The organism is Dyadobacter sp. CY347, from assembly GCF_021502655.1.
Taxonomy (GTDB): Bacteria; Bacteroidota; Bacteroidia; order Cytophagales; family Spirosomataceae; genus Dyadobacter.
This window is the reverse complement of record NZ_JAKFFT010000008.1, coordinates 270,386-286,609: the sequence shown is the minus strand read 5'-3', so window position 1 is coordinate 286,609 and position 16,224 is coordinate 270,386. Positions and strand designations below refer to the sequence as shown.

At 43.3% G+C, this 16,224-nt stretch carries 12 protein-coding genes and 1 tRNA gene; all 13 read left to right on the top strand.

What is annotated here, in order from left to right:
* Positions 1 to 104: 104 nt before the first annotated feature.
* Positions 105 to 563, top strand: a complete 459-nt coding sequence (gene smpB, locus L0659_RS19565; RefSeq protein WP_235128281.1) for an SsrA-binding protein SmpB — start codon at positions 105 to 107, stop codon at positions 561 to 563.
* Between the two features lie 141 nt (positions 564 to 704).
* On the top strand, positions 705 to 1,214 hold the full coding sequence (locus tag L0659_RS19560; RefSeq protein ID WP_235128280.1) for an HNH endonuclease: 510 nt from the start codon (positions 705 to 707) through the stop codon (positions 1,212 to 1,214).
* A 195-nt stretch (positions 1,215 to 1,409) separates the two neighbouring features.
* Complete coding sequence (gene rpsA, locus L0659_RS19555) at positions 1,410 to 3,236, top strand: 30S ribosomal protein S1 (protein ID WP_235128279.1); 1,827 nt, start codon at positions 1,410 to 1,412, stop codon at positions 3,234 to 3,236.
* A gap of 81 nt (positions 3,237 to 3,317) precedes the next feature.
* A tRNA-Cys gene (locus tag L0659_RS19550) sits at positions 3,318 to 3,388 on the top strand.
* A 275-nt stretch (positions 3,389 to 3,663) separates the two neighbouring features.
* Positions 3,664 to 4,980 (top strand): c-type cytochrome, encoded by a 1,317-nt coding sequence (locus L0659_RS19545; RefSeq protein ID WP_235128278.1) that lies wholly within the window; start codon positions 3,664 to 3,666, stop codon positions 4,978 to 4,980.
* Positions 4,981 to 5,025: 45 nt separating this feature from the next.
* Positions 5,026 to 8,118 (top strand): TAT-variant-translocated molybdopterin oxidoreductase, encoded by a 3,093-nt coding sequence (locus L0659_RS19540; RefSeq protein ID WP_235128277.1) that lies wholly within the window; start codon positions 5,026 to 5,028, stop codon positions 8,116 to 8,118.
* Between the two features lie 49 nt (positions 8,119 to 8,167).
* Entirely contained in the window at positions 8,168 to 9,601 is a 1,434-nt protein-coding gene (gene nrfD / locus L0659_RS19535; protein WP_234615148.1) for an NrfD/PsrC family molybdoenzyme membrane anchor subunit, read from the top strand.
* 34 nt (positions 9,602 to 9,635) lie between these two features.
* Positions 9,636 to 10,166 (top strand): DUF3341 domain-containing protein, encoded by a 531-nt coding sequence (locus L0659_RS19530; protein WP_235128276.1) that lies wholly within the window; start codon positions 9,636 to 9,638, stop codon positions 10,164 to 10,166.
* Entirely contained in the window at positions 10,166 to 10,789 is a 624-nt protein-coding gene (locus tag L0659_RS19525; RefSeq protein ID WP_235128275.1) for a cytochrome c, read from the top strand. Before L0659_RS19530 ends, L0659_RS19525 begins: the two co-directional genes overlap by 1 nt.
* A gap of 33 nt (positions 10,790 to 10,822) precedes the next feature.
* Positions 10,823 to 12,178 (top strand): quinol:cytochrome C oxidoreductase, encoded by a 1,356-nt coding sequence (locus L0659_RS19520; protein ID WP_235128274.1) that lies wholly within the window; start codon positions 10,823 to 10,825, stop codon positions 12,176 to 12,178.
* 22 nt (positions 12,179 to 12,200) lie between these two features.
* Entirely contained in the window at positions 12,201 to 13,307 is a 1,107-nt protein-coding gene (locus L0659_RS19515; RefSeq protein ID WP_235128273.1) for a cytochrome c oxidase subunit II, read from the top strand.
* 28 nt (positions 13,308 to 13,335) lie between these two features.
* Positions 13,336 to 15,216, top strand: a complete 1,881-nt coding sequence (locus L0659_RS19510; RefSeq protein WP_235128272.1) for a cbb3-type cytochrome c oxidase subunit I — start codon at positions 13,336 to 13,338, stop codon at positions 15,214 to 15,216.
* On the top strand, positions 15,194 to 16,219 hold the full coding sequence (locus tag L0659_RS19505; RefSeq protein WP_235128271.1) for a heme A synthase: 1,026 nt from the start codon (positions 15,194 to 15,196) through the stop codon (positions 16,217 to 16,219). Before L0659_RS19510 ends, L0659_RS19505 begins: the two co-directional genes overlap by 23 nt.
* The last annotated feature ends 5 nt before the right edge of the window (positions 16,220 to 16,224 follow it).

Genomic DNA, 16,224 nt, shown 5'->3' with positions numbered 1-16,224 from the left:
AACAAGGTAAACTTTAAAGGGCTCATACGCGTGTGCATTTTCATTAATTGGTATAGTTTTAACAAAAGCTTAATTTTGAGCCCCTTTTGAATTTGAGAATCAATATGTCTGAAAAAATAGTTAAAAAAGTAGATATTAAAAACCGTAAAGCCTCATTCGAATACTTTTTCATTGAGGAGTTTACAGCTGGAATGGCATTGACCGGAACTGAAATCAAATCAATCCGCCAGGGCAAAGTCAACTTTCAGGATGCATATTGTTTGTTTATGGATGGAGAGCTGTATATCAGAAGCTTACACATTTCTCCTTACACAGAGGGCACACATTTCAATCACGATCCCATGCGCGATCGCAAATTGCTCATTACAAAACGGGAAAGGAAAAAATTGACTGAAAACCTTAAAGATCAAGGACTGACGATTATTCCTGTAAGGTTATTTACGAGTGAACGGGGATTTGCAAAACTGCACATTGCGCTGGCAAAAGGTAAAAAACTTTACGACAAACGCGATTCGATTAAAGAACGGGATGTGAAACGCGAAACGGACCGGATCAACTTCTGACATTTACCCATTGTACAAAAAGAGCTAAACCGGTGATATAGGGCACGTTCTGTCGGTAATTTTTCACAATAATTGAATTTCCCAGCGCGTTTTTTTAGGTAAAATTTCCTATATTGTCGGAATTAAATACCTCTAGGGCTCATGGGTAAAGTACTGGTTCTTAATCAAGATTATAGTGCGTTAAGTGTTTGCACCGTTCCAAAGGCGTTTTTATTAGTCTACATGAACAAGGCCGAAATGCTGGCCGAATCTCCAAGACATTATCTCCGGACTGTCAACGATCAGTTTCCCATGCCCGTTGTCATCCGCCTCAACCGTTACATTCATATTCCGTACAAAGGCGTCGTCATGACAAGGCAAAACCTTTTTAAGCGGGATAGCAACAGATGTCAATATTGCGGGACACACGATAATCTTACACTCGATCACGTTATCCCAAAATCGCGCGGCGGCAAGACAACCTGGGACAATCTTGCCACTGCCTGCAAGCGCTGCAATTCAAGAAAAGGGGACCATACACCAGAGGAAGTGGGCATGCCACTTCGCCAGCGTCCGTTCCGCCCTTCATTCCTCATGTTTATCCGTGACTTTTCCGGTTTAGCGGATGATGAATGGCTTCCTTATCTGGGTGTTAAGGAAAGATCATATTAATTTATAGCCTGGATTTCACTTTAAAAGCTTTATTTCGCTCCATCTTCTCCTTAATTCAAAAAAATCCTTTGGTACTAGGGATTTTATTTTGAATAATGCGTACTTTTGCGCTCTATTTTTCCAAAAATACTTGTTTAACTAATTTTCAGCTATTTAGCTCGGAAGCTGATGTACACAGAGCAATAATTCCTATTTATGTCTAAGGAAAATCAACATCAACCTCTTCCTGATTTCGATTGGGATAAAGCAGCAGACAAAGGTTTCGGTACGGGTTATTCAACTGCTGACCGCGATCGTTTCGAACAAATGTATGAGACTACCATTTCTCCCGTTCAGGAAAAAGAAGTAGTAAAAGGTATTGTAGTAGGTATTACAGACCGTGAAGTTATCCTTAACATCGGCTTCAAATCTGATGGTATCGTTTCTTCAAATGAATTCCGCGATTTGCCAGGAATGAAAATTGGCGACGAAGTGGAAGTTTACGTAGAAAACCAGGAAGACGCTCAGGGTCAGCTTGTTCTTTCACGCAAAAAAGCAAAAGTTATTACAGCATGGGATAACATTCAGAAATCGTTTGACGAGGATGTGGTTATCGATGCTAACGTGAAAAGAAGAACCAAGGGTGGTCTTATTGTTGATATATTCGGCATCGAGGCTTTCTTGCCAGGTTCACAAATCGATGTTAAGCCAATCCGCGATTTCGACATTTTTGTTGGAAAGCGTATGGAGGTTAAAGTTGTTAAGATTAACTACGCAAATGATAACGTAGTTGTATCTCACAAAATATTGATCGAAAAAGATCTTGAAGCACAACGTCAGCAAATCTTGAACAACCTTGAAAAAGGTCAGGTTCTGGAAGGCGTTATCAAGAACATGACAAACTTCGGTGTGTTCATTGACCTTGGTGGTGTAGATGGTCTTCTTCACATTACGGATATCTCATGGGGCCGTATCAACCACCCATCTGACCTGCTTGCGTTGGATCAGAAATTGAACGTGGTTGTTTTGGATTTTGACGAAGAGAAAAAACGTATTTCTCTTGGCTTGAAACAACTTCAGTCTCACCCATGGGATTCTCTTGCAGAAGAAATGCAGGTTGGATCGAAAGTTACAGGACGTATTGTTAATGTTGCTGATTACGGCGCATTCCTTGAAATCAAACCAGGTGTTGAAGGTTTGATCCACGTTTCTGAAATGTCATGGTCTCAGCACCTGCGCAATCCACAGGAATTCATGAACGTAAATGACGAAATCAGTGCAGTAGTTTTGACACTGGATCGTAACGAGCGTAAAATGTCTCTTGGTATTAAGCAATTGACTGAAGATCCTTGGACTCAGGCTTCGTTGAAAGACAAATATGCAATCGGAACACGTCACAAAGGAGTTGTTCGTAACCTTACTAACTTCGGTTTGTTCATCGAACTTGAAGAAGGAATCGACGGTCTTGTACACGTTTCTGACCTTTCATGGACTAAGAAAATCAAACATCCTTCTGATTTCGTGAAAGTAAATGATGAGCTTGAAGTTGTTGTTCTTGAATTGGATGCGGACAACCGTCGTCTGGCTCTTGGCCACAAACAACTTGAAGAAAACCCATGGGATACTTTCGAAAGCATCTTTGAAGTGGGTTCTGTTCATAAATCTACGATCGTTGCAAAAGGTGATAAATTCGCAACACTTGAACTTCCTTACGGAATCGAAGGCGTTTCGGCTATCAAAAACCTGACGAAAGAAGATGGTACAGTGGCAGAAGTAGGTGAAAGCCTTGACTTCACTGTTCTTGAATTCCTGAAAGACGAAAAGAAAATCGTTCTTACGCATTCGAAAGTTACGAAAGCAGCTCCTGCTGCTGAGGAGAAGAAAGAAGATCGTCCTGCGAAGGCACCTTCATCTGCTCCTGCGAAAAGCGCTCCTGCTTCGGACTCGACGAAAGAAGGTGAGAAATCAACTTTCGGAGACCTGAGCGTTCTTTCAGCATTGAAAGAACAAATGGAAGAAAGCGAAAAGAAAGGAAAAAAGTAAACAATAGTGCGGAGTAGCGAATTTTTTTGATACTTTTGCACCCGGATTAGCTGCCAGCGAGAGCAGCAGCTAATCCAAATTGGTTCCGTGGCCGAGTGGCTAGGCAGAGGTCTGCAAAACCTCGTACAGCGGTTCGAATCCGCTCGGAACCTCTTCTGATTGTTGTGTAAAAAGCGTAAGGCGAAGCACAATAAAATACTTAAAAAATGCCATTTGGTTAAAGTCAAAATGACGGCTTCCAAATGGCATTTTTTGTGCGTAAGTATTTGATAATCAAGGTAAGTTTTATTGAATGTGAATTTCGGGTACGAACTATAAATTAGACGAATTATAAATAAGAATGGCACCCAAAATATCCCTTAAATACTTTTGTGGATAAAAAATCGTGAACTAGTTTTGTCTGTTGAAGAATAATGAATAGTTGATTATGAATATACCATTCCGAAAGGACGCTAAGTTTTGTTCCTTCTTTAGTTACTCAAAAACTTTAATAGCCAGTTTTGCTCTTGCTATTTTATTAAGTGTTCCTAGCTTAATATATGCACAAGATAGCACCGCAGCAGCTGGTGGAGCTGCCGCCGGAGCAGCGCCTGCTGGTGGAGGTGATGCCGCCAAGGGCGAAACGTTATTTAAAAACAATTGCGCGCAGTGCCATGCTGTTACAGACGAGCGCGTTGTTGGTCCAGGTCTTAAAGGAGCCAGCGGTCGTCATGATTTTGCCTGGCTTGCCAAGTGGGTTCGTAATTCCCAGGCGGTCATCGCTTCCGGCGATCCTTATGCCGTTAAAATTTACAATGAGTACTCAAAAGCACAGATGACAAGCTTTCCTAATTTATCAGATGATGATATAAAAGGAATCTTTGCTTACGTGGATCAGGCTGGAACAGCCGCTCCTGCTGCTGCCGGAGCACCTGCTGCCGGTGGTGCTGCTGCCGGAGCTTCTTCTGCACAAGGCGGTGGCCCGTCAGATTTGTTTGTCATTGTGCTTGTGGCGCTGGTGGTTGTAATGCTTCTGGTGCTTGGTGTTCTTTTAGTGATTGTATCATTGCTTTCAAAAGCGGTGAGCGGTGAACCGGGAACAGCAGTGGAAAAACAAGATTTTATGGGTCGCTTAGGTAACTCATTGAAAAGAATCGCTTCTGATCCTGCCATTCGTTCTGCTACAATCTGGATCTTTGTTTTGCTCGTTTTGAAAGCAACATTGGATGGCGCGTATAGTGTAGGTGTGCAGCAGGGTTATGCGCCCAAACAACCGATTTCTTTCTCTCACAAATTACATGCTGGAGAATACAAGATCGACTGTAACTATTGCCACACTGGTGTTAACCGTGGTAAATCAGCGCACATTCCTTCTGCTAACATTTGTATGAACTGCCACGGCGTCATCAAAAAGGAATCTCCTGAAATTCAGAAAATTTATACTTCTATTGAAAACAACCAGCCTATTGAATGGGTAAGGGTGCATAACCTTCCTGATCTGGCTTATTTCAATCACGCCCAACACGTTAACGTGGGCGGACTTGAATGCCAGAATTGCCACGGCGAAGTTGAGAAAATGGAAGTGATCCAGCAACGCTCATCCCTGACAATGGGATGGTGTATTGACTGTCACCGTAAAACGGAGGTTAATACAAAAGATAATAAGTACTACGACAAGTTGGTACAGCTGCACGCTGGCGAAAGCAAAGAAGCATTGAAAGTTGCTGATATAGGTGGGTTGGAATGTTCTAAATGCCACTATTAATCAAAAAATAATACCTGATACAACTCATTTGTATTGAATAGTTTTATGGAAAATACTAATAAAAGATACTGGCGGGGACTTGAAGAGCTGCGGAACGACGAAAAATTTGTAAAAGACGCACGTTCAGAGTTTTCCGACGGTCCGACCGAAAACCAATACGAAAGTTTGGTAGATGGAGCCGGAACCCACCGCCGAGATTTTTTGAAAGTGCTGGGTTTTGGAATGGCTGCGGTATCACTGGCAGCTTGCGAAGCGCCTGTAAAGAAAGCAATACCGTACGTTAATAAGCCCGAGGGAGAATTCCCAACCATAGCAAACTGGTACGCATCTACTTACGCTGAAGGTGGCGATTATGCGAGCATTCTGGTTAAGACCCGCGAAGGCCGTCCTGTTAAGATTGAAAGCAATTCACTTTCCAAAACGTCTTTCGGTGTTAGCGCCCGCGCTCATGCTTCGCTTTTGGGATTATATGATAACGAAAAATTAAAAGGCCCAAAAAAGGGATCAGATACAAAAATTAGCTGGGATGCGGTTGACAAGGAAATTTCTGACCAACTGACCAAAATAGCAGCACAAGGCGGAGCGATCAGAATTCTTTCATCTACAATCCTGAGCCCTTCGACGAAATCTGTTATCGCTGATTTCACAACAAAATATCCTACGACTTCGCACGTGATGTACGATGCGAATTCGTCTTCCGCGATTTTAAAAGGGAATGAGCTTTCGTTTGGTAAAGCAGTTTTCCCATCTTACGATTTCAGCAAAGCAAAGGTTATCGTTGGTATTGACGCAGATTTCCTTGGAACCTGGGTTTCACCTGATACATTCTCTGCTCAGTTTGCAGATACACGCAGAGTTAGCAGCGGCAAGGAAGGCAAGAAAGAAATGTCGCGGCATTATCAGTTTGAAGCCATTCTTTCGGTAACCGGATCAAACGCAGATTACCGTACAGCAGTTAAGCCGTCACAACTTGGCTTGGTTGCAGCTGCTCTTTACAACAAAGTAGCAGCCAAATTAGGCGGATCTCCTATCTCAACGGCTGCCATCGAAGTTCCTAACCTTGACAAAGCAGCGGCAGATTTAGTAGCTGCAAAAGGACAGGCGCTGGTTGTGAGTGGCATCAATGACGCATCTGTTCAGGTGGTCGTTAATGCTTTGAACAGTTTGCTTGGAAGTTACGGAACGACTATTAATCTGGATAAGCCTGCTAATTACCGCCAGGGTAATGATGTGGCTATGAACACTCTGGTTGACGAAGTGAAGGGCGGAAAAGTGGCAGCATTGATTTTATTCGGTGCTAACCCAGTTTACGATCACCCTCGCGGAGCAGAATTGGCAGCGGCTTTACCACAGGTTTCCCTGAGCGTTTCCTTCAATGACCGCGCAGACGAAACGTCATCATTATTGAAATACATTTGTCCAGCCCCACATTACCTGGAATCCTGGAATGATGCAGAGCCGGTTGCAGGATCTTACAGCCTTGCACAGCCTGCGATCAGCATGATTTTCAGCACACGCCAGGCTCAGGTTAGCTTATTGAAATGGGCAGGATTGGCATCTGATTATCACGAATATATTAAGGCATATTGGAGAAAGAATGTTTACACACAAGGTGGAACGGGAGATTTTGAGAAATTCTGGATCAAATCCCTCCATGACGGTGTGTATGACGCGCCTGCAACTCTGATGGCTTCGGGAGCAACATTCTCGGGAAATCTAAGTGCAGCAGCAGCAGGAATTGCTAAAAAATACAAAGCTTCTTCGTCTGGGATAGAACTTACATTGTTCGAAAATGTTGGTCTCGGTAACGGATTTGCAGCGAATAATCCATGGCTTCAGGAATTGCCTGAGCCGATCACCAAAGCATGCTGGGATAACCACGCATGTGTTTCTCAGAAGACAGCTGCAGACCTTAGCCTTGCACAGGGAGATGTCGTGAAAGTGGATATCAAAGGTAAAGCGGTAGAGGTGCCGGTGATCATTCAGCCAGGTCTGGCTAATGGTACAGTTGCGATTGCAATTGGCTTTGGCCGCGAAAAGGCTGGGAAGTCGGCAAATGGAGTTGGAAAGAATGTTTATCCTTTGGCAGCGTTTGCAGATGGCTATCTGACATTCGCTCCGGGTGAAGTAACTGTTTCAAAAACAGGCGATACAAGAGAAATAGCCCAGACTCAGACGCACAATACGGTGATGAACCGTAAGTCAGTTCTACAAGAGACTGTTTTGGCTCATTTCCAGAAAGATCCAATGGCGGGCCGGTTTGCTCCGAAAATCCCGACATCAGATGGCGTAGTAGATGCGACTGATCTGTCTCTTTGGAATGGACATAAATATAAAAACCATTCATGGGGAATGGTCATTGACCTGAACACATGCTTTGGCTGTGGTTCTTGCGTAGTGAGCTGCCAGGCTGAAAACAACATTCCCGTTGTAGGACGTCAGGAAGTAATCAACGCGCGTGAAATGCACTGGCTGCGGATTGACCGCTATTACAGCAGTGACGCGGATGTTGAAGATTTGAGAGGATTGGAAATCGCTTCTGAAAATCCGGAAGTTACATTCCAACCGATGCTTTGCCAGCACTGTAACAATGCACCTTGCGAAACGGTTTGTCCTGTTTTAGCAACTACGCACAGTTCAGAAGGGCTTAACCAAATGACTTACAACCGTTGCGTCGGTACTAGATATTGTGCAAACAACTGCCCCTATAAAGTACGTCGTTTCAACTGGTTCAAATATTTCGATAACGATAACTTTGATTACCACTTCAATAATGATTTAGGTAAAATGGTGATCAACCCAGACGTAACGGTACGTTCAAGGGGAGTTATCGAGAAGTGCTCAATGTGTGTTCATAGAATTCAGGATGCAAAATTGACTGCTAAGAAAGAAAGAAGACGCATTGTAGACGGAGAGGTTAATGTGGCTTGTGCTTCATCTTGCCCAACCAATGCGATCACTTTTGGAGATATGAACGATCCTGAAAGCAGAATTTCGAAATTGCTTGAAGTAGAGAAGGAAGGCCGCGCATTCCACATGCTGGAAGAGATTAACGTTCGTCCTCAGATCTCTTATTTGACCAAGATTCGTAACAAAGATGCTGCTGCGAAAGCTCCTGAAAAAAAGGAACACGCTTAATTGAAAATAGAGTTTAAAAGAAGATTAAATCATTATAAATAATAGTAGTATGCATGTTACTTCACCTGTAAGAGAACCACTGATCCAAGGTGGGAAAACGTACGCAGACGTAACGGAAGACATATGCCGGCATGTGGAAGGGCCACCGACAAAAGAATGGAAAATTGCTTTTGGGCTTTCTCTGATTGTTCTGGCTTATGGATCGGTTTGTCTTGCATGGACTTGGTGGGAAGGGCTTGGCGTATGGGGTCTTAACAAGACAGTTGGCTGGGCATGGGATATCACAAACTTCGTTTGGTGGGTTGGTATCGGTCACGCCGGAACCCTGATCTCGGCGATCTTGCTTTTGTTCCGTCAGAAATGGAGAACATCAATCAACCGTGCAGCAGAAGCGATGACTATTTTTGCGGTTCTCTGCGCAGCATCATTTATTTTAATGCACATGGGCCGTCCCTGGATGGCATATTGGGCGCTTCCGCTTCCAAACGCATTCGGATCTCTTTGGGTTAACTTCAACTCACCGCTTGTTTGGGACGTATTTGCGATCAGTACATATTTCTCAGTTTCATTGGTTTTCTGGTACATTGGTCTGATTCCAGACCTTGCTACGATCCGTGACCGTGCAACTAGCAAAGTTTCTCGTCTGATGTACGGAACATTTGCAATGGGCTGGGATGGATCAGCAAAAACCTGGGCTCGTTATGAGTATATCAGCTTAATCCTTGCAGGTCTGTCTACACCACTTGTACTTTCGGTTCACACCATTGTAAGTATGGACTTTGCAACGTCGGTGATTCCGGGATGGCATACTACCATTTTCCCTCCTTACTTCGTTGCGGGTGCAATCTTCTCAGGATTTGCAATGGTTCAAAACCTGATGCTTATCACAAGGGTTGTTTACAAATTAGAAGACTACATTACACTAGAGCACATTGAAACAATGAACAAGGTTATCACATTGACCGGTTCTGTGGTTGGTGTGGCATACATTACCGAGTTCTTTATTGCTTGGTACTCAGGTGTTGAATATGAATATTATGCATTCTTCAACCGTATGACCGGACCTTACTGGTGGGCATACTGGGCGATGATGACCTGTAACGTAATTTCTCCACAACTTTTCTGGTCGAGAAAACTGCGCAGAAGCATCACATTTACATTCTTCATTTCAGTAGTTGTAAACATTGGGATGTGGTTCGAGCGTTTCGTGATCATTGTTACTTCGCTGCACCGTGATTATATCCCTTCAAGCTGGGCCATGTTCTCGCCAACGCGCTATGACATTGGTGATTACATTTTCTCATTCGGATTGTTCTTTACCTTATTCCTTTTATTCTCGAAGTATTTGCCAGTGATAAATATGGCGGAAGTAAAGGCAGTGATCCGTTCTACTTCTGCTAATCTGCCAACCAAAATTGCTGGTGTGGCAAAGGTAAGACAGCGCGGTACAGCTGAACCGGCTTTTGATAAGGACAAAGAATAATTAGACTGACAGGTATTTTAATATAAGTATTGATATGGCAGAATTATCTGGTAAATATTTGGTCGGAGTTTACGACGATGACGATACTGTACTTCACGCAGTGCCAAAGCTTAGAAAAGCAGGAGTAAAAATAAAAGAGGTCTATTCTCCATTTCCGATTCACGGACTGGACGAAGCATTAGGCCACCCAAGAACAAGGATCGGGATTGCCGCATTCATGTTTGGTGTAACAGGATGCTGCGTTGCGTTAACATTGATGATCTGGACAATGGGAATTGACTGGCCGATGATCGTCGGTGGTAAGGATCCGATTTCGATTCCCAACTATATTCCGATCACATTTGAGCTTACTGTGTTGTTTACAGCTTTTGGAATGGTAACAACATTTTTCATTTCAAATGGCCTGGGACCCGGTGCTCACTTTCATCCAAGATTTGATTTGCGCTCAACAGATAACAAGTTTGTAATGGCGATTGATCTGGGGAGAAATTCAATGTCAGAAGATGAAATTTCAAGAGCATTGAAAGACAGCGGAGCAGAAGAAGTCAACATTAAGCAATTTTAATGGAGTTTGAGAAAATGAAATTCAAAGATTTATATAAATATCTGTTAGTTGCTGCTGTAATCCTTACTGCTGCGGCTGGTTGCACGAGGGATCCTAATGATCCTGGTAAAGAGTATGCACCAAATATGTATCTGCCTGTTGGCTATGAACCATACAAACAGGAAAAAGCGAACCCTATTAATCCAATGGGTCTGACAATGAGATTACCGGTTGCAGGAACAGTTGCACGACGTAACTATCAGACATCATTCGGTGATGCAGATTCTGCGAGTACTGATTTGATGGTTTACAACATTCCGGCTGACAGTATTTCAATCTCGGAGCGTGTATTGAAAAACCCTATTCCATTGAATGAAAATACTTTGGCAGAAGGTAAAGTGCTTTACGACAGATATTGCCAGCACTGCCATGGCGCAACAGGAGCCGGAGACGGGAAAGTTGCAGCGATGTATAAAGGGGTTCCAAATTATGCGAGCGACGCTTATAAAAATCTGAATGAAGGTCACATTTTCCACGTCATTACACATGGAAAAGCACGTATGTGGCCACACGGATCTCAAATCAATCCTGAGGAGCGCTGGAAGATTGTACATTATGTACAGAAATTGCAGAAGGGAGCTTAATTACTTTTTGATAACAGAGAAATAAAATAAATAATGGCATCAGCACATTCGATTCCTTCTATTGAAGAACGGTTTGAATTTACATCGGGGGCTAAAAGAAATTTGATCATAGGTGGCGGCGTAGGCATTGCGCTGATCATATTAGGCGCTTATCTGGCGGCTAATGGTGGCGGCGGACACGAAGCGGCTGCACATGGCGCAGAAGCGGCTGCCGCAGTAGGACATGGTGCAGCAGAACACGGCGCTGCCGGACACGAAGCCGCAGCAGCAACGGGACATCATGAAGCAAACTGGGTTACACGTATCTGGGCGAACCTTTGGGTAAACGGCGTTTACTTCACGGGAATGGCAGTTGTCGGAATGTTCTTTATTTCTTACAATTATCTCGCTCAGGCAGGATGGTCAGCTGTATTTAAACGAGTTCCGGAAGCGCTTCCAGCATTCTTGCCAATTACAGGAGTAGTAATGTTGTTAACGTTTTTCTTCGGTGGACATGATTTATTTCACTGGACGCACGAAGGTCTTTACGAAGTAGGCGGACCGGAATATGATCCTATTATTGCTGGAAAAAGAGGATTTCTAAATACACCATTCTTTGTTTTCAGACTTGTATTTTACTTTGTTGTTTGGTACGGAATGTGGCGTGTGATCCGTAATCTGTCTTTGAAAGAAGATGAAATCGGCGGCACGGAGTTCTATGAAAAGTCTATTCGTTTTGGAACTGCGTTTCTGGTCGTTTTTGGTGTTACCTCATCAACTTCCGCATGGGATTTTGTCATGTCAATTGACACGCACTGGTTCAGCACAATGTTCGGTTGGTATACATTAGCTAGCTGGCACGTGGCTGGTTTGGCGGTGATCACATTGACCATTGTGATGTTGAGGGAGCGTGGATATTTAAGAGCGGTTAATTCGAGCCACCTTCGTGACTTAGGTAAGTTTGTATTTGCATTCAGCATCTTCTGGACATATGTATGGTTTGCGCAATTTCTTTTGATCTACTATGCCAATTTACCAGAAGAGACGATTTATTTCCTGGAGCGTTTTAGAGGACATGACGGATTTTTCAAAGCGCCATTCTTTATTACTCTGTTCCTGAATTTCTTCTTTCCATTCCTTGTTTTAATGACACGGGATGCGAAGTATACACATTCAATTCTCAAAGTGGCTTGCTGGAGTGTGATCATTGGTCATTATATGGATTTTTATACCAATATAATGCCGGGTACACTCGGATCAAGTGCAGGGTTCGGTCCGTTGGAATGGGGATTTTTCCTCTTGTTTATTTGTGCGTTTGGTTATTCAATTGCAAGTCAGTTAGAAAAGGCGAATTTGATACCAAGGAATCATCCAATGTTGGAGGAATCATTGCATCACGATATCGCCTAATTGCAAAACCCAGTTAATTATCATGAATATTATTATCGCATTAATTGCTCTTGTTTTTCTGGTTCTCACAGGCGTTGTGATATCCAGACTTCAGAATGTTCTTAAAAATGTAAACAGAACCGATTCGCCAGATGCGGAGCCATCGGGGAATAAGTGGAATGGTGCCATGTTTATCGTGATCCTGATTCTTGGAGCGATTTCAATTACCTGGTCCTATCTGCACGCCCGCGAATTCTTCCTGCCTGAGGCATCTTCGATTCACGGTAGAAGAACTGACGACCTATTCTGGTTCTCAATGGGTATTTTAACAATACCGTTTATCATCGTTAACTTCCTGATCTTCTTTTTTGCGTGGAAATATCAGCACAAGAAAAACCACCGTGCATCATTCTACCCTGATAACCACAGGCTTGAACTTATCTGGACTATTGTTCCAGCTATTGTTATGGCACTTTTGGTATTCACCGGCTGGAAAGCATGGTCTGACATAACATCTGATGCACCGAGAGATGCTGAGGTTATCGAGATTACAGGAAAGCAATTCAACTGGATCGCGCGTTATGCGGGGATGAGCGATAATAAATTGGGAGATTATAATTACAAATTGATAGATTCTCAAAATGAGGTTGGTATAGATCTTTCTGACGAGAATTCTTTTGATGATTTTACCAATCCAAGTGAAATGCACATCCCGGTAAACCGTCCTGTATTGCTAAAAATACGTGCAAGGGACGTTTTGCATAGTGTATTTATTCCTCACATGCGTGTGAAAATGGATGCCGTTCCGGGTATGCCGACCAAGTTCTGGTTCGTTGCAGATAAAACAACTGCTGACATGCGTGCTGAAACTGGTAATGCAAATTTTGATTACGAAATTGCATGTACTGAGGTTTGTGGACAAGGACACTTTTCAATGAAAATGCGATTGATAGTTGAGGACGAAGCGTCTTATAAGAAGTGGTGTGCTGAGCAAGCAACTTTCCTTCAAACTTACCCTGAGTATCTTGCGAAAGTGCCAGAGAACTTGAAAGCGAAAGCGATGAAATATGTGCCAGCCGAAGCGGCAACTCCTGCTGATAGTTCAGCAACTTCAACAGGAGGAGCAGGAACAAGTACAAGTCTACGCTAATTTGTTAATTTAAATACATTAGAAGTATATGTCAGCTATTGAAGGATTGGAAACAGCTCATCACCACGAAACTGAGCATGAACACCACCACGAAGCACAAAACTTTTGGCAGAAATATATATTTTGTGAAGATCACAAAGTTATAGCGAAGCAATATTTGATCACCGGGATTATGTGGGCGGTGATCGGGATTTCCATGTCGGTCATCTTCCGTATTCAATTGGGTTTGCCGGATTCAAATCTTTCCTGGCTGAAACCTGTTTTGGGCGGCTGGATCAGCGATGCCGGTAAGTTAGATCCGAACTTTTACCTTGCTTTGGTTACCATGCACGGAACCATCATGGTATTCTTCGTATTGACTGCCGGATTAAGCGGTACTTTCAGTAATTTCTTGATTCCGTTGCAGATCGGTGCGCGCGATATGGCGTCTGGTTTCATGAACATGTTGTCGTACTGGTTCTTTTTCCTGGCCAGCGTTATCATGTTTGCGTCACTCTTCTTACAAGCAGGGCCAGCAGCGGGTGGTTGGGTTATCTATCCGCCATTAAGTGCTTTGCCTCAGGCGCACCCAGGCTCAGGAATGGGTATGACGCTTTGGTTGGCTAGTATGGCCCTTTTCATTGTGTCACAGCTTTTGGGCGGGATTAACTACATTACTACGGTCATCAACTTGCGTACAAGAGGAATGTCATTCGATCGTCTTCCGTTGACAATTTGGTCTTTCCTTATTACAGCGGTTTTGGGCCTGATTTCTTTTCCGGTTCTTTTGTCTTCCGTATTGCTGTTGATCTTCGACCGTCACTTCGGGACAAGCTTTTATCTTTCAGATATTTACATTAATGGTGAAGCGCTTCCAAACGTTGGAGGTAGCCCTATCTTGTTCCAGCATTTGTTCTGGTTCCTGGGTCACCCTGAGGTTTACATCGTATTGTTGCCAGGACTTGGTATCACATCGGAAGTTATTGCCACAAATTCACGTAAGCCGATCTTTGGTTACCGTGCAATGATCGCATCGATGTTGGGTATTGCATTCCTTGCATTTATTGTATGGGCTCACCATATGTTCGTAACAGGTATGAATCCATTCTTGGGATCCGTATTCATGTTCCTAACATTGATTATTGCGGTTCCTTCTGCGGTGAAAGGCTTTAACTATATTACGACTCTCTGGAAAGGAAACATTGTTTTCACACCGGGAATGTTGTTTTCAATTGGTCTTGTTTCATTGTTCGTGTCAGGCGGTTTGACAGGGATTATTCTTGGAAACAGCGCACTTGATATTCAATTACACGATACATATTTCGTTGTTGCCCACTTCCACCTTGTAATGGGAGCTGCATCGGCATTTGGACTTTTTGCTGGGGTGTATCACTGGTTCCCTAAGATGTTTGGCCGAATGATGAATACGACATTGGGTCAGATTCACTTCTGGTTGACGTTCATTGGTATTTATCTTGTATTTATTCCAATGCACTATGTCGGTATCGCAGGTTTCCCTCGCAGATACTACCAGTTCACCAGCTACGACTTTACGCATAAGTTCATGGACATGAACATGTTCATCTCTATTGCTGCGATCTTGTCATTCCTTGCACAATTTATATTCTTGTGGAACTTCTTTTACAGCATTTTCAAAGGAAGAAGAGCGCCGCAAAATCCATGGAGATCAAACACATTGGAATGGACTACGCCGATCAATCCTGGTCACGGAAACTGGGTTGGAGAGATTCCTGCAGTTTACCGCTGGTCTTATGATTACAGCAAACCAGGCGCTAAGGAAGATTTCATTCCGCAAAATCTACCATATTCTCAAACACTGGAATCTAACTTCCCGCATGAGAATGAACTGATAGCCACAGAAAAGGCGATTGAGTCACAAAATTATAATGACCAGTTCAACGCACATTGATATCAAGGCCAACCGACGGTTCCGTCGGTTGGCCTTGAATACTGTCATTGTACTCTATTTCCTTATAATAGCGGGTGGGGTAGTGAGGAGCACGGGTGCTGGAATGGGTTGCCCGGATTGGCCCAGATGCTTCGGACGATGGGTTCCACCGACTGAAATTTCAGAATTACCAGCCAATTACAAAGAACTTTACGGCGCTAAGCTCAAAGGCGAGGTAGAATTTAATCCCGTGAAAACCTGGATTGAATATGTGAACAGACTTCTCGGCGCTTTTACGGGGATCATGATTTTTCTTACCCTGTTGGCCTCTATACCTTTCGTCAGATCCGGTAACAAGCGTATCTTTTATTACAGTTTGTCAGCGTTCATTTTGGTAGGATTTCAGGGGTGGCTGGGTGCCAAAGTTGTGTCCTTTGAATTGTTGCCAATTGTTGTTACGCTCCATATGCTGTTGGCCATTGTGATCGTATTTTTGCTTTTGTTTCTTTATACATGGTCAGCGCATGCTGGTAACATTTTAAAGTTAAAGGAGACAAGCAAGAAGGCAATTGGTGGGATTGGCGTTGTGGTCATAACATTATCCTTAATTCAGATCTTGCTTGGAACTCAGGTAAGAGAGGCAATGGATGAAGTTATACATCGATTAGGTTACCAGGCAAGGAGTCAGTGGATCGATGAATTAGGCCTGAACTTTTACATACACAGGTCCTTTTCGATATTAGTGTTTGTTGTAAACCTTTTTTGGATCAACAAAATTTTTAAAGCGGAAGGAAGGTATTCGATAGCAGGAAGGATCGCGATGGCTTGCTTTTGGATATTGATCCTTGAAATTGCCACCGGCGTTATAATGGCTTATTTCGGAGTGCCGCCATTTGCGCAGCCTTTACACCTTACATTTGCAATCCTGTTGATCGGACTTCAATTTGTGATATGGCTGGTGGTCAATGGGAATAAGTATCTGAGATATTCGTCCGATATTCATTTAGTGAAAAGTACGGTTTAGAAATA